At 38.7% G+C, this 19841-nt stretch carries 16 protein-coding genes; 8 read left to right on the top strand and 8 right to left on the bottom strand.

What is annotated here, in order from left to right; genetic code table 11:
• Positions 1–9: 9 nt before the first annotated feature.
• Positions 10–3324 (top strand): DEAD/DEAH box helicase, encoded by a 3315-nt coding sequence (locus LC454_RS25330; protein ID WP_223585220.1) that lies wholly within the window; start codon positions 10–12, stop codon positions 3322–3324.
• 70 nt (positions 3325–3394) lie between these two features.
• On the opposite strand, the gene LC454_RS25325 is transcribed toward LC454_RS25330, so the two are convergent.
• The 4 genes from LC454_RS25325 to radC all read right to left on the bottom strand — a co-directional run bounded on the left by LC454_RS25325 (position 3395) and on the right by radC (position 6213).
• Positions 3395–3931: a hypothetical protein gene (locus tag LC454_RS25325; protein WP_223585219.1), complete on the bottom strand. Its 537-nt coding sequence runs from the start codon at positions 3929–3931 to the stop codon at positions 3395–3397.
• Between the two features lie 101 nt (positions 3932–4032).
• Positions 4033–4326 (bottom strand): hypothetical protein, encoded by a 294-nt coding sequence (locus LC454_RS25320; RefSeq protein ID WP_223585218.1) that lies wholly within the window; start codon positions 4324–4326, stop codon positions 4033–4035.
• A 421-nt stretch (positions 4327–4747) separates the two neighbouring features.
• Positions 4748–5497: a class I SAM-dependent methyltransferase gene (locus tag LC454_RS25315; protein ID WP_223585217.1), complete on the bottom strand. Its 750-nt coding sequence runs from the start codon at positions 5495–5497 to the stop codon at positions 4748–4750.
• A gap of 17 nt (positions 5498–5514) precedes the next feature.
• Positions 5515–6213, bottom strand: coding sequence for a RadC family protein (gene radC, locus LC454_RS25310; protein ID WP_223585216.1), 699 nt, complete (start codon positions 6211–6213; stop codon positions 5515–5517).
• A 165-nt stretch (positions 6214–6378) separates the two neighbouring features.
• On the opposite strand from radC, the gene LC454_RS25305 reads away from it, so the two are divergent.
• Complete coding sequence (locus tag LC454_RS25305) at positions 6379–6837, top strand: peptidylprolyl isomerase (RefSeq protein ID WP_120261942.1); 459 nt, start codon at positions 6379–6381, stop codon at positions 6835–6837.
• A gap of 26 nt (positions 6838–6863) precedes the next feature.
• Positions 6864–7268, top strand: coding sequence for a DUF5606 domain-containing protein (locus LC454_RS25300; RefSeq protein ID WP_223585215.1), 405 nt, complete (start codon positions 6864–6866; stop codon positions 7266–7268).
• A 163-nt stretch (positions 7269–7431) separates the two neighbouring features.
• On the opposite strand, the gene murA is transcribed toward LC454_RS25300, so the two are convergent.
• The 4 genes from murA to guaB all read right to left on the bottom strand — a co-directional run bounded on the left by murA (position 7432) and on the right by guaB (position 13788).
• Complete coding sequence (murA, locus tag LC454_RS25295; protein ID WP_223585214.1) at positions 7432–8757, bottom strand: UDP-N-acetylglucosamine 1-carboxyvinyltransferase; 1326 nt, start codon at positions 8755–8757, stop codon at positions 7432–7434.
• Between the two features lie 278 nt (positions 8758–9035).
• Positions 9036–9836 (bottom strand): DUF4290 domain-containing protein, encoded by an 801-nt coding sequence (locus LC454_RS25290; protein ID WP_223585213.1) that lies wholly within the window; start codon positions 9834–9836, stop codon positions 9036–9038.
• 53 nt (positions 9837–9889) lie between these two features.
• Positions 9890–12169: an ATP-dependent helicase gene (locus LC454_RS25285; protein ID WP_223585212.1), complete on the bottom strand. Its 2280-nt coding sequence runs from the start codon at positions 12167–12169 to the stop codon at positions 9890–9892.
• A gap of 143 nt (positions 12170–12312) precedes the next feature.
• Positions 12313–13788 carry an IMP dehydrogenase gene (guaB, locus tag LC454_RS25280; protein WP_223585211.1) on the bottom strand — a complete coding sequence of 492 codons (1476 nt, stop codon included), beginning with the start codon at positions 13786–13788 and terminating at the stop codon, positions 12313–12315.
• 222 nt (positions 13789–14010) lie between these two features.
• Here guaB and LC454_RS25275 point away from each other — a divergent pair, with 222 nt between their 5' ends.
• From LC454_RS25275 to LC454_RS25255, 5 genes are all read left to right on the top strand, one after another.
• Positions 14011–14487, top strand: a complete 477-nt coding sequence (locus LC454_RS25275) for a hypothetical protein (RefSeq protein WP_223585210.1) — start codon at positions 14011–14013, stop codon at positions 14485–14487.
• A 257-nt stretch (positions 14488–14744) separates the two neighbouring features.
• A complete protein-coding gene (gene secDF / locus LC454_RS25270; protein WP_223585209.1) occupies positions 14745–17732 on the top strand; it encodes a protein translocase subunit SecDF in 2988 nt (995 codons plus the stop codon).
• Between the two features lie 115 nt (positions 17733–17847).
• Positions 17848–18282: a MarR family winged helix-turn-helix transcriptional regulator gene (locus LC454_RS25265; RefSeq protein WP_223585208.1), complete on the top strand. Its 435-nt coding sequence runs from the start codon at positions 17848–17850 to the stop codon at positions 18280–18282.
• Positions 18283–18287: 5 nt separating this feature from the next.
• A complete protein-coding gene (locus tag LC454_RS25260) occupies positions 18288–19292 on the top strand; it encodes an NAD(P)/FAD-dependent oxidoreductase (protein WP_223585207.1) in 1005 nt (334 codons plus the stop codon).
• A gap of 2 nt (positions 19293–19294) precedes the next feature.
• Positions 19295–19627, top strand: coding sequence for a 2Fe-2S iron-sulfur cluster-binding protein (locus LC454_RS25255; protein ID WP_223585206.1), 333 nt, complete (start codon positions 19295–19297; stop codon positions 19625–19627).
• The last annotated feature ends 214 nt before the right edge of the window (positions 19628–19841 follow it).

The raw sequence follows: 19841 nt of genomic DNA, 5'->3' as shown, positions 1-19841 counted from the left end.
TAACTTCGTATGGATTTCCATCAACATACATTGACAACAATAGATTTCGGTACAGTAAGCCGTTACTCCTATTTTCCCTGGATGGATACCACCTTGGCAAATATCCAAATCAATGTCCTAGAGATGGAATTCAATCAAGCTACCTTTCAGGTGGTCGAAAGCTATACGAATTTCCAGGTGATGGTTATTTACAAATCACCAGTAACTTCGCTTTTCTGCAATTGTGCTCAAACAGGCTTTTGTACTCACCAAAAGGCGGCCTTAACTAAACTATTTGGCCAAGAAAACTGGTTATCTTTTTTCGACCTCAACCGTTATCGAAATCTACTAAAAAAGGCCGCTATTCAGTATGGTTTAGAAAATGAGCCAGCGCTGGAAACCTATTTTTCGGCACAGGTTAAAGATGCTGATCTACAATTCGTCTTAAAAGACAAACACCTGACCTCCATAGATGATTTTGATCTACTGGAACCTCATACAAGTTCCCCCAAACCTTCAAGCGAACAGCAGCATAGTTTTATCGTACTAACGCGCAATCGCTATTATAAGCAATTACAGGTATTATTATGCCAAGCGCCACAGTCGAAATCGGGGGCACCGAAAAATCCCATCTCGGTTATGGAAAGTCAAACACGTATCTGGCAAACTGATTCCATCGAAGAAACCCAGTTTTTTGCAGCGATCAACCAGCTTGCCCAACCTTTACAACAAGCGGATGTCGCTGTTGAACGCGGTTTGCGTGCTATCGCAAAAAATCCGCTGACCCTGGATTTCTACCTCCACGATCACGAAAAAGCAGAAAATATAACGGCTACTTCGTTATCTCCAATTCAGATCAGTTTGAACAAGGGAGAGATTAAATTGTTAGTCGAGCAAGATGACGCATTCTATAATATAAAAGGGGAATTATCCATTCACGGGATCGCTTACGATCTACAGGATCTGCGTATTCTTTTTGACCACTTTATCCTGATAAAAAAGCACCTCTACCTTGTCGAAAATAAACTTCATCTCAAGCTGATTCGCCTTTTTGGAAACAAAGGCAATCAACTGCGCATACACCGCAACAAATTTAAAGAGTTTAATGAGCTATTTCTAGAACCACTTGCCAATTCAGTCGCGTTAAATTTCAAGGATATCCCCAAAGCGAGCAAACCACAATTGAAGGAAAATCTCTACTATCAGGATATGCAAGCACTCCTTTTCCTAGAAGAATCGGAAGACTTTGTCAACATCATACCTGTCATGCGTTATGGCGATGTTGAAGTTCCTATTTTGAGTAAAAGGAACATTTTTGGAACTGACGCAAAAGGAGCCCAATTTTTGGTGGAACGAAAAAAAGAGGTAGAAACCAAAGTGATCTCACTGCTACTCAAGCAGCATCCCTATTTTCAGGAACAATTGGATGATGATAGTTTTCAGCATCTCTATTTGCACCGCAAGTATTTCCTAGATAAAGATTGGTTTTTGAATGCCTTCGATGAGTGGCATAATCAGGGTATACAGATTATTGGGTTCAATACTTTGAGAGGAAATAAGCTGAGCCGTTTTAAAGGCAAAATACAAATTGAGGTATTAAGTGGACAAAATTGGTTTAATGCCAATATGCAAGTCAAATTTGGTCCTAAAAGTGTTTCGCTGAAGAAGCTTGAAAAAGCTGTTCGTAATCGTTCTCAATTTATCAATCTGGATGATGGCACGCTTGGTATTTTACCTGAGGAGTGGCTGGAAAAATTTGAGTCTTATTTTAATGCCGCTGAAATCATCGAGGATGAACTTATTCAGATTCCCAAATATAAGTTTAGCGAAATCGACCTTCTATTTGACAAAAAAGAGCTGGATCAGGAAGTATCAGCTGAGGTTAGCTATTTAAAAAATCAGCTTTCCTCATTAGCAACATGCCCACCAGTAGAATTACCCGATATTTTTGTTGGAGATTTACGTATCTATCAGCAGCAGGGGCTGCAATGGCTTAACTTTTTGGACCAGTTAAATTTCGGAGCCTGCCTAGCTGATGATATGGGGTTGGGGAAAACTGTCCAAATCCTTGCCTTTCTGGCGACTCAAAAAGCAAAGGGTATATCCGCTCCGACACTGTTGGTTCTTCCGACCACACTGATTTTTAATTGGAAGCATGAAATTCAGCAATTCCTCCCATCTTTTAACATATTGATCCTCGAAGGACCGAACCGAAGCGATATAACCGAGCAGTTTGAAGAGCTGGATATCGTGCTTATTTCTTACCATAATCTACTGACGGACATCAATAGATTAAAAAAGTTGACATTCAACTATGTCATACTCGATGAATCTCATCATATAAAAAATCCCGATTCGCAACGGTACAAAGCTGTAAATCTATTGCGATCGAGAAACCGTATTATTCTTACAGGAACACCTATTGAGAATAACACAATGGATTTATTTGCACAGCTCTCTTTCACTGTTCCGGGCTTATTGGGGAATAAAAAATATTTTAAAGACGTCTATACAACCCCAATTGATGCTTTTCACGATCGCAAAAGAAAAAAGATACTGAAGGAAAAAATCAAGCCATTTATCCTGCGGAGAACAAAACAGGATGTATTGGATGATCTTCCTGTAAAAAATGAATTGGTACTCTATTGTGAAATGAAAACTGCGCAGCGTCGGATTTACGATCTCTATGAAAAGGAGTTCCGTGAATTTATCTCCGCTAAAGATGGGGACGAAATCAAAAAAAGTCCCATGCATGTCCTTAAAGGTCTGACCAAATTGCGTCAGATCTGCAATTCCAGTAAATTGCTCCAAAGTGAAGACCTGACATCTGCAGAAGATTCGGCCAAGATCGAAATGCTGGTGGAACAAATCCAACATAAAAAAGATCAACATAAAATCATCGTCTTCTCGCAATTTGTCAGCATGTTGCGGCTGATTAAAGAAGCATTGGATAAGAATGGAATACCCTCGCTTACATTGACTGGTCAGTCCAGAAACCGAGGACAGCTGGTCAGCGATTTCCAATCAGATCAAAATATCCGTGTTTTTCTCATTAGCCTTAAAGCTGGCGGGACGGGTCTTAATCTCACAGCAGCAGACGTGGTCTATCTGGTCGATCCATGGTGGAATCCAGCCGTTGAACAACAGGCGATCGACCGTATCTATCGTATTGGCCAACGAAAGAATGTCACTGCCGTTCGTCTGATCAGTCCAAATACGGTTGAGGATAAAATTCAGACGCTACAACAGCATAAAAAAGAAATCAGCAGCACCATTCTTGAAGATGGTGGAAGTTTAAACGCTTTCTATCTCGATAAGGAATATCTATTTAAAATATTACGGTAGAAATTATTTATTATACATAAAAAGGGGCATCGATGGATGCCCCTTTTTATGTATAATAAACTATTAAATACTATTTTTTATCAGAAATATAAGTTTTATTACCATTTCCATTGATGTAATATTTACCTCCTTTTGGACCTAGATAAACCGTATGACCGTTATATTTTTCGCTGGTTGCCTTATCGGCTGTTGCTACTGCGTCTTTTTTAACTGCAGACACCTGTTTTTGAGCTTTAGTAACGTCCTTCTTTACAGCTTTCTCTTTGGTTTCTACTTGAGCAGTTTTTATCTCAGCAGCTTTAGTAGCTTCCTTCTTTACGGCTTTCTCTTTGGTTTCTACCTGAGCAGCTTTGGTTTCAGTAGTTTTTTTTGCTTGTGTAGATTTCTCTTTGGCTACTGCATCTTTCTTTTCCAACGCTTTCGCGGGGGCAGCTTTCGTTTCGGTCCCGGAGGCCTTAGTCTTTACCTCTTTTACTTTTTGTTCTGTTTTTTTGGCTTCTTTCTCCATTTTCTTAGGAGCAGTTTGCGCATAGGATTGTCCCAATCCAAATGTTGCAATCAAAGCTAATGCAGCTGTGATTTTTTTGAAACGATTTATTGATTTCATAACCCAATTGTTATTTAAATAATTATAGGTAAAAGTACAATACAAATACCAAAATTTCTTTACAAATATTTTTTTAACAAAGTTTTAACTTCACCACACAATCATTTGATGATCTGCTTTCTGTATTTCGAATCAATTATATATTTTACCCCTTTTGCATCTACAAAAACTTGCTTTCCATCATAGCGCTCATCAAGCTGCTTATCCAATGCAACGCGATATAATGTACTTGAACGGGAAGAAGAGTATTTTATATCCCCTTTATTGCGCTTGTTGCTATTCTCCACAACGGGGGTTGAAACCTCATCTGTCTGAGCATATACCCTTTCAATAGTGTGTTTCTTCGCTACTGAATTTTTAGTTTTGTCATTGACATCCAAGTCTAATGCAACCACATTAGCCTGTATATTTAAAGGAAAAAAAGGATCTATCCATCGATTCGCAAAATGAAAATTTCTCTCCCAATTACTGAAGGAAGTAAGCTGTTGACCATTTACCCTACCTGCCAACACTAAAATTGGCACTAGAAATAAACACCGCCTAAAGAATATTAATTCAACTCCAAACATATCTTTTTAACTTATCCCTCAATCACATCCAAATAAAATGCCATGTCCCTATTTCAACTAGATCTTTAACATTTTTTTAACTATCACAGCAATATACATTTGCTATTTAACTTTGTATCATAAAAAGGATTTACCACATCTCCTAAAATATTGATAGATAATATCATGGTACCAATGGCACGCTGTCCGACCAACCCAACTCCTTCAACGGGAAAGAAAAAATGCAACAAAAGCGCACTAGCGTGGCTTAGCTGATATAGATTTCAGTAATATATCTAAACACGATACGTTGAGAAATTGCGTACTTTTCAAACAATAAGCGGAGGTCATCATATAAGTTTTTATTTTCATCCCCTTCTTTAGGAAAATAAGAAGATGATCTCACTCTTCCCAGAAACGATTTTAGGTCGAACACCTGTTGATTAGGCAAAGATACTTTCGTCATTGGTCTATCAGTAAAAAAACGTCGAAGGTCGTCATCGGTTATATTTTTATGACTGACAGATTGGTAATTAGGGATATGATTACGTAAAAACTGTTCATATTCCTGTTGGAAAGCATCCGCTGGATCACGTTGATTCCAGACCAAGACGATATGACCCGTTTTTGTAAGAATGCGATTGAATTCGTTGTAACTAGCTGTCCGATCGAACCAATGAAAAGACTGTCCGGCAAAAATTAAATCCACACACCCCGATTCTATGGATGTATCTTCAGCGGTGGCATTTAATGCAATTAAATTCCGGTAGGTTTTAAAATGGTGCACCAAAGATTCCCGCATCTCCCTGTTGGGCTCAACAGCAAAGACATCATTCCCATTTTCTAAAAACAGCTGTGTCGATAAACCTGTGCCACTACCGATATCCGCAACCAGCCATTTCTTATTCAAACCTATCTTCTCTTTAAGAATCTGAATAATTTCCTTCGGATAATTGGGTCTAAATTTTTCATAATCCACAACCCTGTCTGTAAATCGCTCAATACTATTTTTGCTCATGTTAGATTGTCCTATAGCTAATCTATTATATCTTCATCTCTGAAGCTATAATATCCATTGTCTGTAAAGATCAGGTGATCATTTACCCTAATATCCATAATTTTTGATGCTTCGACAATTTTTTGCGTCAGAATTCTGTCAGCATTACTGGGCTGCAAAGTCCCAGAGGGATGATTGTGAATCAATACGATCGAATGTGCTTTTATTGCGAGGGCATTTCTTAGGATGATTCGAACATCTACCGGTGTAAAATCATTCCCACCACGACCAATGAGCTGTTGATCCAATAATTTGCATCCAGTATTCAGATATAATGTCCAAAACTCCTCATGTGGTAAATCCTGTAGAATGGGTTTCATAAAATCATACACGCGCTTGCTGCTATTTAAGATCTTCTTCTCTTCTATAGGGGACTCCTTCTTACGTCTCCCCAGCTCCAACGCTGCAATAATCGAGATTGCTTTGGCCTCACCAATACCTTTATATTGACTCAATTCATAGACTTCCATCTTCGAGACTGCGTCCAAGCTATTGTTCGCATCGGCCAATATACGTCGGCATAATTCCACTGCACTTTCGTCCATTGAGCCAGACCCGATCAATATTGCCAATAACTCTGCATCGGAAAGGGCCCTCCGTCCTAAATTTAATAATTTTTCGCGGGGTCGATCCGCCTCAGACCATTCCCTGATAACTAATTTGTGCAGATTTGACATTTTTTAAACTTTAATTGGCTAGCTCACATAAATATATAAAATATTTCGCATTATTTTTCAGGTCATTGATCCGTAGATAGATCAATTAAAAAAAATTGGAGATTACGAATTACTTCACATTTCACTCTGAAACATTATCTTTGTATTTCATAAAAATTTTTGAACATGAGTAAAGCGATTATTAAAACAGAAAAAGGCGACATGACTGTGGATTTCTACACAGCTGATGCTCCAAATACAGTAGCAAATTTTATTAAACTTGCTAAATCAGGTTATTATGATGGTTTGGCTTTTCACCGTGTTATCCCTGATTTTGTTATTCAAGGTGGTTGTCCAAATTCACGTGAAGGCGCTGCAGGCATCCCTGGAACAGGTGGTCCTGGTTATAAAATCGATTGTGAATTAACTGGAGAGAATCAATATCATGACAGAGGCGTATTGTCAATGGCGCATGCTGGTCGCAATACAGGTGGTTCTCAATTTTTCATTTGCCACAGCCGCAATAATACAGCTCACTTAGACCGTAATCATACTTGTTTCGGAAAAGTAATTGAGAATGTTGATTTGGTAGATGATATTAGACAAGGAGACCGTATTTTATCAATTGAAGTAATCGAAGATTAATTCTTGGAGATTTAAAAAAAATTAAAATGAATTTAAGAGCATTAGTATCTGTAACTGGTAAACCAGGATTGTTCAAGTTGGTTGGACAAAATAAAGGTGGTTTTATTTTAGAAACCCTTGATCAAGCGAAAATTAAGTCGATAGTAAGTTTATCTTCGACAAAAATGGCTACATTGGAAGATATCACCATTTATGGTGAAGAAGAAGAAATCCGTCTTTTAGATATCTTCGAAACCATTAAAGAAAAAGGTCTTACATTACCGGACGCAAAATCGGATGGTGCGATATTGAGAGATTTCTTCCGTGAGGTCGCTCCTGGCCATGATGAATCTCGCGTATATACATCAGACATCAAGAAGGTTATTACTTGGTACAATATTATCAAGGAATTCCCTTTATTTGAAGAAGAAGCACCAGCTCCTTTGGTATAACGGGATAGCGAATAAATAGAAAAGGAGTTGATATGATCAACTCCTTTTCTATTTATTCATGCTTTGTTGTTATGCCTCGTTTCATAAAAAAGCCCCAGATTTTTCTCCGAGGCTCTAATTATCAAAAATTATCTTTTACGGGCTATTTATTCCCAAATTAAGACTAGTGACCTTTCGGCTCCACATCTACACGTTTGATATCTGCTCCTAGTTTACGTAAACGCTCCTCGATATCTTGATATCCACGTTCGATCTGTTCGATATTATGGATCACAGATTTTCCTTTCGCCGATAATGCTGCGATCAATAAGGATACTCCTGCACGAATATCTGGGGATGTCATTTCGATACCTTTCAAAGAATGCGATTTATTCATACCAATTACTGTAGCACGATGTGGATCACACAAAATGATCTGTGCTCCCATATCGATCAATTTATCGACAAAGAACAATCTGCTTTCAAACATCTTTTGGTGAATCAATACATTGCCTTTCGCTTGTGTTGCTACCACGAGAATGATACTCAATAGATCCGGTGTAAACCCTGGCCATGGTGCATCCGAGATTGTCAAGATAGAACCATCTATAAAAGTATCAATTTCGTAAGAATCCTGCGCTGGAATAAAGATATCATCCCCGCGCAATTCAAACTGAATACCCAAACGGGAGAATACCGATGGAATTACCCCCAATTCTTGGAAACAAACATCTTTAATGGTAATTTCTGATCCGGTCATTGCTGCTAAGCCTATAAAAGAGCCGATTTCGATCATATCAGGCAACATGCGATGTGATGTTCCGCCAAGACGTTCTACGCCCTCAATGGTCAATAAATTGGATCCTATACCTGATATCTTAGCGCCCATGCGATTCAACATCTTACAAAGCTGTTGCAAATAAGGCTCACATGCAGCGTTGTAGATAGTTGTTACTCCTTTGGCCAATACAGCGGCCATAACGATATTTGCCGTACCAGTCACAGAAGCTTCATCCAATAAGATATAATTACCTTTTAACTCTGTTGCATCCACATTAAAGAAATGTGTGGCAGCATCGTAAACGAATTTAGCACCTAGTTTTTCGAAACCTAGAAAGTGAGTGTCCAAACGTCTACGGCCAATTTTATCACCTCCTGGTTTAGGGATGGCAGCCTTTCCGAATCGAGCCAGTAACGGCCCTACAATCATAATGGAACCACGTAAGCCACCACCTTTTTCTTTAAATTCAGGTGATTGGAAATAATCTATATTAATATCTTTCGCTTCAAAAACGTACGTATCTTTATCTATTCGATCAATTTTAACACCCAATGCGGCCAACAAATCAATTAACTTATTGACATCCTTAATATCGGGAATATTACTGATGGTCATGGGTTCCTCAGTCAGTAAAACTGCTGACAGAATTTGTAAAGCTTCATTTTTTGCTCCCTGAGGAATAATCTCTCCCTTTAACGGTTTTCCACCGATTATTTCAAATGCATTCATTTATATAACTGATATCTTCTTTTTACAACAAAACCCGACTCATAATTTAGCTTATGTCACTAAATGACATTCCGGGATTCTTAAAATCGACAAATTGTATTGAAAAAAATTTTATAGAACTGTCTAATCAACAATCCTGAGTGGTCCAAGATCCTATTGATCGATCAACTAAACCAGGGCTGACAGACAAATCCATACTATAAATAAAGAAGGCAATTGTAAAGAAATCTATGAATCACTTCGCAATTGCCTGCTTCTTAAATCAAAAACTTAAAGAACTAGCCTCTTTTATTATTGTAATTATTTTGAGGTTTTCTATTTCTATTGTTGTTATTATTGTTATTGCTATTGCTACCAAAGTTGTTACGCTTCATATTGTTATTGTTATTTGACATACGAGGCTTACCACTACCACCGCCGCCTTTCGACTGATAACCTGAAGAGCTATTATTGTTGCTATTGCTATTATTGTTTCCACCAGAGTTGCTCGTTGTAGGACCTTTGATACGGTTTCCTGGAGGCGGGGTTTTGAAATCAAGTTTAGTCAATACCGTACCTTCAGGTAAGGTTAATTGATATCCTGACAATTCTTTCAAATCCTGAATAATCAATTCATCAGATACTGAATCCTTGTTCCAAGTGACGTATGCCATTTTCATAAAATTAGCGATACCGATAACCATCTGCTCGCGCTTAGGTTCATCAGTTACCTTCAACGCCTTATCGATCATTTTCTCCACTGTAAATCCATAGTGTTTGAATTTAATCGAATGTTGCGGATAGCCTAAGTGTTCAACTTCGTGTTTAACACTTTTTGCTGTGGCAATAGGATATGGCGAGTCGATATCAAGCTTAAAATCAGAGATAATCTGTAAGTGATCCCAAAGTTTATGCTTAAAATCTGAAACGTCTCTTAAATGTGGATTCAACACTCCCATCATGTCGATCACGATCTGGGCATGTTTATTTCTTTCTTCCTTTGTGGGTAAACTACAGATGTAATCTACCATATTTTGCACATTGCGGCCATATTCTGCAAGGATCAATTTTGGCCTAGTGCTGTTGTAGTCAAAGTTCATATAGCTAATATAAGTACCTAATTAAACGGTTAAGATCTCGTTTTGGTATTTTATTATTGAATTATTCTAAGTTTTGCAAATTTAAGCAACAATTGTTTCTGTCCCAACTCTTTAAAGAAAATAGTTGCTTTTATATCTCCTTTGTTTCCTTCGAGATTGACAACTTTACCAAATCCAAAGCGTTCATGTTCAACTTCCATGCCGACCTGAAGATTTGATGTGTCAGAAGGAGCAAAACCCGCAGTAGGTTTGTGGGCTTTTGGCAGTATAGACGTTGTTTTAACCATTGCTTTTGGCTTAGGTTTAGAAAACGTATCATCACTATCCTTTTGTTGCCATGCAATTCGTTCGCCTTGAAAACTGCCGGCTGAGGCGGAAGTTTGTCGTGGTTTAAAATCCAATGCAAGACAAGCAGGATTCAATTCATCCAAAAAACGACTGGGTTCGCAATTATTCAACGTTCCCCAACGATATCGCGAAGTAGCATACGAAAGTAGTAATTTTTTTTCAGCTCTCGTAACAGCAACGTAAAAAAGTCTTCGTTCTTCCTCTAATTCTGTCCTGGAATTCAATGACAACTGAGACGGAAACAAGTTTTCTTCTAGGCCTACAATAAAAACAATGGGAAATTCAAGCCCTTTAGAAGAGTGTATTGTCATCAAAGAAACTGTATCCGCATTTGGGTCTTTATCGTTGTCGTCATTAGTCAATAAAGCGATATCCTGCATATAGATGTCAAGACCACGGTCTTCAATATCTTCCCTTTCAGAAAACTCTTTAATACCATTGAGTAGCTCCTGAATATTTTCATAACGCGCCAACCCTTCTACCGATTTATCCTCGTAAAGTTCTTTCAAGATACCACAGTGCTGTGCAATATGCATGGCCGTATCAAATGCGTTGCTATTTTTAGCCAAAGCCTGAAAACTCTGTACCATCTGCGCAAAACCACCCACTGAGGTCGCACTACGACCATCCAGGAAATGAGCCGCATTAGCAACAACGTCCCAAATACGATATTGATTTTGATCGGCAGCAATCATAATCTTTTCTATGGTTGTATCTCCGATTCCCCGACGTGGGTAATTGATGACGCGTTTCAATGCTTCCTCATCATTGGGATTGAAGGTAAGACGGAAATAAGCGATCAGATCTTTAATTTCCTTCCGTTGATAAAAGGATGTGCCACCATAAATCTTATAAGGTATATTGATCTTACGTAGCGCCTCCTCCATCGCACGTGATTGCGCATTGGTACGATAAAGAATAGCAAAATCTTTGTAATTGAGCCCCTTTAATGACTTTTCCTCAATGATCTGGTCTGCAACGATCTTTCCTTCTTCGTTATCGGAAAAAGCACGTGAAACCTTAATTTTCTCACCTTCTTCATTATCCGAAAAAACATTCTTTTCCAGCTGGTTTTGGTTATTGGCGATCACCGAATTTGCCGCATTGACAATCATTTTGGTAGATCTATAATTCTGCTCCAGTTTAAAGATCTTGACATCCGGATAATCTTTCTGGAAATTCAAAATATTCTGAATATTGGCACCCCGGAAGGCATATATTGACTGCGCATCATCACCAACAACACAGATGTTTTCATTGACGGCGGCTAATCGTTTGACGATTAGGTACTGCGAAAAGTTGGTATCCTGGTACTCATCGACCATCAAATAACGAAATTGATGCTGGTATTTGTGCAATACCTCCGGATGTTTATTCAATAAAACATTAGTTTTGAACAGGAGATCATCGAAATCCATGGCACCTGCGCGATAACAGCGTTGTGCATAGGTCATGTAAATCTGTCCCAATTGCCCGCGTCCATTCGAAATATCTTCGGCTAATATAGCTTCATTTTTATTGTATTCCTGCGGCGATATCAAGTTATTCTTGGCTTGTGATATGCGGCCATAAACATGATTGACATTGTATAATTTATCATCCAGATTCATCTCCTTTAGGATGGCACGCAACAGACTTTTGGTATCGTCCGTATCGTAGATGGTAAAATTTCTAGGGTACCCTATTAGTTCAGCTTCTACGCGAAGTATCTTTGCGAACACCGAGTGGAATGTTCCCATCCAAATATTTTTCGCTTCGCTCCCTACGACTGAAACAATACGCGCGCGCATCTCCTTTGCCGCTTTATTCGTAAATGTCAACACCAAGATATTGAATGGATCAACGCCTTTTTGAATCAAATGCGCGACACGATAAGTAATCACCCGTGTTTTTCCTGAACCAGCTCCTGCAACAATCATGACAGGGCCTTCTGTTTGCTCTACGGCTCCTCGTTGTGAAGGGTTTAAACCCGCTAAATAATCCAAATTAACTCCTTAAATTTTAAAACCTGAGAATAGGGTATAAAAGTACAAATTTCCTATTGATCACTAAGGCAATCATACCAATATTTTTGCACAAAAAAATCCGACAATTTAAAATCGTCGGATTTTTATAGTATCACTTGTGTTTAACCTCTGCTATTATAGTTTGGTGACTCTTTGGTAATAGAGATGTTATGTGGATGAGACTCTCTCAATCCGGCACCTGTAATACGAACGAATTGTGCCTCTTGCAGTTTTTCGATCGTTGCAGCACCACAATAACCCATTGAAGCACGTAATCCACCGATATATTGATATACAACTTCAGCCAATGTACCTTTATAAGGGACACGTCCGACAATACCTTCAGGAACTAGCTTTTTGATATCATCTTCCACATCTTGGAAATAACGATCTTTAGAACCTTTTTCCATTGCTTCGATAGATCCCATACCACGGTATGATTTAAATTTACGTCCTTCGTACATGATAGTCTCTCCGGGAGCTTCCTCTACTCCGGCAAATAAAGACCCAGCCATGATTGTGCTTGCTCCAGCTGCGATAGCTTTTGCGATATCACCTGTTTGTTTGATACCACCATCAGCAATCAAAGGCACGCCTGTTCCTTTAAGTGCTTTAGCTACTTCATACACCGCATACAGCTGAGGAACACCCACACCTGCAATAATACGGGTTGTACAGATCGAGCCAGGTCCGATACCTACTTTTACGGCATCTGCACCGGCTTCAGCCAATGCTGTTGCGGCTGCTCCTGTTGCAATATTCCCTACGATCACCTGTAGTTCTGGAAACTTGGATTTCACCAATTTCAACTTGTCAATAACACCTTTAGAATGCCCATGTGCAGTATCTATGGTTACCACATCCACACCAGCTTTTACCAAAGCCTCAACCCTATCCAATGTATCTGGAGTAACGCCTACTGCAGCGCCTACTAATAAACGGCCGTGGCTATCTTTAGCTGCATTCGGATAATGTTTATATTTTTGGATATCCTTAAAGGTGATTAAACCTTTCAAAATACCTTCGTTGTTGACAACTGGAAGTTTCTCAATTTTTTCGTTCTGAAGAATTTCCTCTGCTTTCACCAAATCCGTTCCTTCGGGAGCAACAACAAGATTATCCTTCGTCATTAGCTCATTGATCGGACGAGTCATATCTTTTTGAAAACGAAGGTCACGATTGGTTACGATACCCACTAATTGGCCTTTTTCATTAACCACTGGAATTCCCCCAATCTTATGTTCCTTCATAATATTAAAGGCATCACCAACAGTGGCATCAGCTAATAGCGTTACTGGATCTTGGATCATACCACTTTCAGAACGCTTTACTTTACGTACTTCAGCAGCTTGCTCTGCAATAGTCATGTTCTTATGTAACATACCAATACCGCCCGCTTGTGCTATAGCAATTGCTAAATCAGCACCAGTTACCGTATCCATTGCCGCAGAAACCAATGGAATATTTAATTTGATTTTTTTTGTCAGTGAGGTACTCGTATCGACGTCACGTGGTAAAATTTCAGAATAAGCTGGAATTAATAAGACGTCATCGTAAGTGAGACCTTCTGCTACGAATTTTTGTGGATCTAATTGCATGGCAAATATGTATTGGGTTTTCTATTTGCCAGGCAAATCTAAGAAAAATAAGCAATATAAAAAAATAAAATAAACAAATTACAATCGCTAGACAAATTAGAACGGTTATGAATTGGCACAAAAGATTATCCCGATTGATTGCATCCTTTTTTTGGCAAGCTATTTGCTTTTGGTTACACGAAAAGTAATTTTAATTAATGAAAATATAAAGTAAAGATAATTATGAAAAAGACCTTACTCTCATTAGCTGCTGTTGCAGCATTGGCATTTGGTGCACAAGAAGCGAAAGCTCAATCTCCACAACGTGCCGCTATTGGTGTTGTTTTCGACGGAACTGGTGGTGACCTTTGGGGTGTCCAATACAAGCAATCTTTTGGTGGAACAAACAATGGTCAAGCGCAAGTGATGTTTGATGACAACGTTGTTGCTGTAGGTGCGGATTATCAATACGCAAGACCATTCCGCGGTGTAAACGGACTAGGATGGTATGCGGGTGTTGGTGCTCAATTAACATTTGTTGACGCTGGAAGCGACAATATGACTCTTGTTGGTTTGAGACCACAATTAGGTTTGGAATTTAAAATCCCTGCTGCCCCTATCGGATTTCACGCAGATTGGAAACCAGACTGGAGATTAAATCATGGCAATGATTTCGATGCCTCAACTTTCACTTTCGGTATTAAATATACATTGAGATAGTGTTAAAGACTTATAAAAAAAGGCCCTGCTCAGGTTTGAGCAGGGCCTTTTTTTATAAAATAAATCCATTAAATATTTCTTTTTTTCAGCATTTCTTCTAATTTTATGCCTTTGACCTAAATGGCATAAATAAAGCTTTTCATTCTACAAAAATTTTATACCTTTGCCATTCTTGGTAAAGTGTGATTAAACAAGAACTAATTATCAATTACATAAACAGGATTTAACATTAAAATTAATACAATTAATAACAGACGATGCAAGGTAAAGGGCTGATTAAACTTTTAGTGATAGTGGTGTCATTAGCGTGTCTATACTCCCTATCATTTACTTGGGTGACCCGCAAGGTGGAGCAAGATGCTGAGAATTTTGCCAAAGGAGATTTGGCAAAAGAAAAGAGCTATCTAGACTCTATGGCAGGTGAAGTAGTGTACAATTTAGGTTTTGCGAAATACACCTATAGGGAAGCAAAAGCAAATGAACTGGCTTTAGGATTGGATTTGAAAGGTGGTATGAACGTTACCATGGAGATCTCATTGGATGAGTTGATCCGTAATCTGGCCAACAATCCAAAAGATGAGAAATTCAACAAAGCGTTGGAACAAGCGGTAGCAAAAAGCAAAACCAGTCAAAAAACGGTTGTCGCTTTATTTATGGAAGAATATAAATCCATAGGAGCTTCTACCCCACTTTCGACATTCTTTTCTACAAAAGACAACGCTTCTTTAATTAAACCAGGTGATTCTGATTCAAAAGTTGAATCGTTCCTTCAAAAAGAAGCTGACAACGCCATTCAAAATTCGTACAAAGTACTCCGTACACGTATTGATAAGTTCGGTGTTGCTTCACCAAACATCCAGATTCAACAAGGTACAAACCGTATCTTAGTGGAATTACCAGGTGTAAAAGACGAAAGCCGTGTTCGTAACCTACTTCAAGGTTCAGCGAAATTAGAGTTTTATGAGACCTACACCAATCAAGAAGTTTACCCTTTATTAGAAAATATTGACAGAACATTAGCTACTACTTTAAAAGCTGCGCCGACTGCGACAAATAATGCCGCCGCTGACACAACGAAAAAGTCAGACGATTTATTGTCCAACTTAACCGGTGGTCAAAAAGACAGCAAAGCTAAAAAGGATAGTGCGGCGCTTAATCTAGGTCAGAAAAACCCATTATTTGAAGTATTACGCCCAGCGGTTTACATGGGCGAAAACCAACAAATGTCACTTATGCCTGGCGCTATGGTCGGTATTGCTTCATTGAAAGATACCGCTAAAGTAAACGCTTATTTGCAACGCCCAGAAGTAAAATCAATTCTTCCAGGCAACTTAAAGCTTTTATGGGCTGTAAAACCAGAGCAGAAAACACCAGAGCAACTTTCCCTATATGCCATCAAAGCAGTAGGAGCAGAAAATGGTGCTGTATTGACTGGTGACGTCATCACTGATGCAAATGCTAATTTTGATGAGAAAAACCAACCTGTTGTTGGTATGCAAATGAATAATGAAGGTGCACGTGAGTGGAAGAAAATCACAGCAAAAGCGGCTCAAAATAGAGATGCTATCGCTATCGTCTTAGATAATGTAGTTTATTCCGCTCCTTCTGTTAATGGTGAAATTCCAAATGGTAGTTCATCAATTTCAGGTTCGTTTACTGTAGAGGATACAAAAGATTTAGCAAACGTATTGAAAGCTGGTCGTCTTCCGACTACAGCTAAAATCGTTGAAGAAGCAGTTGTTGGTCCTACTTTGGGACAAGCTGCTATTGATGCAGGTATCAATTCAGCGGTAATCGGTATTATCGTTGTCATGATCTTCATGATTGCATACTACAACACTGCAGGTATTGTGGCTAACATTGCTGTATTGTTGAACGTATTCATTATCATGGGTGTATTAGCATCGCTCAATGCTGTACTGACTTTACCTGGTATTGCCGGTATCGTATTGACAATGGGTACTGCTGTCGATGCTAACGTACTGATCTATGAACGTATCCGTGAGGAATTGGGCTTAGGAAAATCAATTCGTCAAGCAGTTGCTGATGGATATAAACATGCTTTACCATCTATCTTAGATTCACAGATTACGACATTCTTAATCGGTATCATCTTATTCTTATTTGGTAGTGGTCCAATTTTAGGTTTCGCAACAACATTGATGGTTGGTATTATCACATCATTGTTTACTGCAATACTTGTAACACGTGTTATTTTTGAATGGATGTTGGAAAAAGATATTAAAATTAAAGTATCTTTCCCTTGGTCTGCAAACACCTTGCATAATGCAAACTTCAAATTCGTTCAAAAACGTAAAGTATTCTATGCAATCTCTGTTGTAGCGGTTTTAATTTCTGCAGCTTCAATTTTCACAAAAGGTTTCAGTTTAGGTGTAGATTTCCAAGGTGGACGTACCTATACGGTTCGTTACGATAAATCAGTTGATCCGGAAGCTGTTCGTACCAGTTTGGACGATATTTTCCAAAAAACAACTGAAGTAAAAGTATTTGGTGCATCAAACCAACTTCGTGTGACAACAACGTATCATATTGAAGAAACTTCTGATGCTGCCGATAAAGAAGTACTGGATAAATTAAACCAAGGACTATCCAAGGTAGATGCTTCCAACAAGCATGAGATTCTGTCCTCACAAAAAGTAGGACCTAGTATTGCATCAGACATCAAGTCAAGAGCAACTAGCTCGGCAATATTCTCCATTATTATCGTGGCGGCTTATATCCTAATCCGTTTCCGCAAATGGGAGTACTCTGTGGGTGCAGCGATTGCAACTATCCACGATGCAATTATTCTATTAGGTTTATTCTCCATATTAGATGGTATTGTACCATTCTCATTGGATATTGACCAACATTTTGTGGCAGCCATCTTAACGGTAATCGCATACTCGGTGAATGATACCGTGGTTGTATTTGACCGCTTGAGAGAGTTCGTATCAAAACCTAATGCACATAACGAAGATCTTGGCGAGGTTGTAAATCATGCGATCAACTCGACATTGAGTAGAACAATCATTACTTCATTGACGATCATTTTCGTTCTTGCCGTCTTGTTCATCTTTGGTGGTGAGGTTATCCGTGGATTCTCTTTCGCGATCTTAATCGGTGTTATTGTAGGTACTTATTCTTCCATTATCCTGGCAGCGCCTTCTGTATACGACCTACGTAAAGGAAAGCACTTAGCTGAAGGTAATACAGCAAAAAAGGCTGAAGTAGTAAGACCATAATAAGATTTAAAATATCATAAGAGGGCGTTCAAAATTTGAACGCCCTTTTTTATTGCATTCAAATTACTTGTTGTACTAAATAATTTTAGATATATTTGTTGTACTAAATATTTGTATGCTAAACGAAAAATTCGACCGTTATTCTTTCATCTTGGATCAAACGGCCAAGAAGGTGAAACAATTTGCGCAATCGTCCTTTACGGAAAAGGGATTTGACATTACAGTGGATCAATGGGCTGTCTTAAAAGCACTATATGAAACTGACCAGCTATCGCAGAAAGAATTAGCCAAACGATGTGGCAAGGACCAACCTACATTGACCCGTATCGTGGATATTTTATTGAAGAAAGGTTTGGCCGAGCGCGTTATCGACGAGACAGACCGACGGAGTCTTTATCTACATTTGACGGAAGAAGGGAAACTTAAGGTGGCATCCCTATCACCTATCGTTGCAGAGATCCGTATGAAAGCCTGGGAGAAATTAACGGAAAAAGATTTCGAGGATTTTACAAGAATATTAAATACAATTTACAACAATTTAAATGTATAATAGCTATGATAAATACTGATATTTGTATCATCGGTGCTGGACCAGTAGGATTGTTTGCTGTTTTTGAAGCTGGACTTCTAAAAATGAGATGCCATTTGATTGATGTTTTACCTCAAGTTGGCGGACAATTATCCGAAATATATCCGCACAAACCAATCTATGATATACCGGGCTACCCAAGCATCACAGCTCAGGAGCTTATCGATAATCAACTTGAGCAGATAAAACCTTTTGCGCCCACTTTTACACTTGGGGAACGTGTAGAACAGATCGAAAAACAGGATGATGGTTCTTTTATCATCGCAACAAGTGATGAAACAAAAGTTCATGCACAGGTTATCGTTATTGCCGGTGGACTCGGCTGCTTCGAACCCCGAAAACCTGAGATTCAAAATCTGCATCTCTTTGAAGGTAAAGGGGTGGATTATATGGTAAAAGATCCTGCCAAATATGCGGACAAACGGATTGTGATTGCTGGCGGGGGGGACTCCGCGCTGGATTGGACTTACCATTTAGCTGATATTGCCCAGCAGGTCACACTCATTCATCGCAGTGATTCTTTTCGGGGTGCCCCCGATTCGGCGGAAAAAGTCTTTAAATTGGCCCAGCAGGGCAAAATCAATTTACTTTTGTCCCATAATCTGAGTAATATACACGGAAATGGTACGCTTACATCAGTTGAAACGATAAATAAAGATAAAGAAACGATTGCGGTCGAAGCGGATTATTTTATTCCCTTATATGGCTTGACCCCTAAGCTGGGTCCAATCGCTGGCTGGGGATTAAATATTGATAAAAATGCAATTGAAGTCAATACCTTCGATTATTCGACCAATGTCGAACGTATTTATGCCATTGGCGATATTAATACCTATCCCGGCAAACTAAAGCTGATCCTCTGTGGCTATCATGAAGCTGCTCTGATGTGTCAAAGTGCATTCAAATTTGTTTACCCGGATCAAAAGTTAACATTTAAATATACAACCGTGAACGGTATCAATACTTTTTAACCATGGAAGACAATTTGATACAAGTAACTGTCGTCGATCGCGATGGTTCGGAAAATACAATCGAGATACCTACGGATATCAATCTTTCGCTGATGGAAATTTTAAAAGCCTCAGCATACGATATATTGGCTACATGCGGAGGTATGGCACTATGCGCTACATGCCATGTTGAAGTCCTTGAAGGACTGGATAATCTTCCAGAAGCTAGCGATCAGGAGCTCGATATGCTAGACACCTTGCCTGACGCAGATAGACAAAGTCGACTCGCCTGTCAACTTCACCTTCATAATAATAACAATGGTATGAAAATCAAGCTGAAAGGTTCTTTGCAGTAACAGAGTCATTGTGTACAAAATACACAATTGCTCTGTTATCTATGCAAGTTTTTTTTTAGCAGCTTTCTGAAGCATAAAATACTTAAAACCAAAACACTACAAAATATTTTATTAAAAGAATTGACCTTGTAACGATAAATTTCACAACGTATTGCCATAATAAATAAATATTTTTTAGTTTTTTGGTTCAAAATTTAAGATATTTGCAGCTTAA

Source organism: Sphingobacterium sp. GVS05A (genome assembly GCF_019969845.1).
Lineage (GTDB): Bacteria > Bacteroidota > Bacteroidia > Sphingobacteriales > Sphingobacteriaceae > Sphingobacterium.
This window is presented reverse-complemented; position numbering and strand designations above follow the sequence as displayed.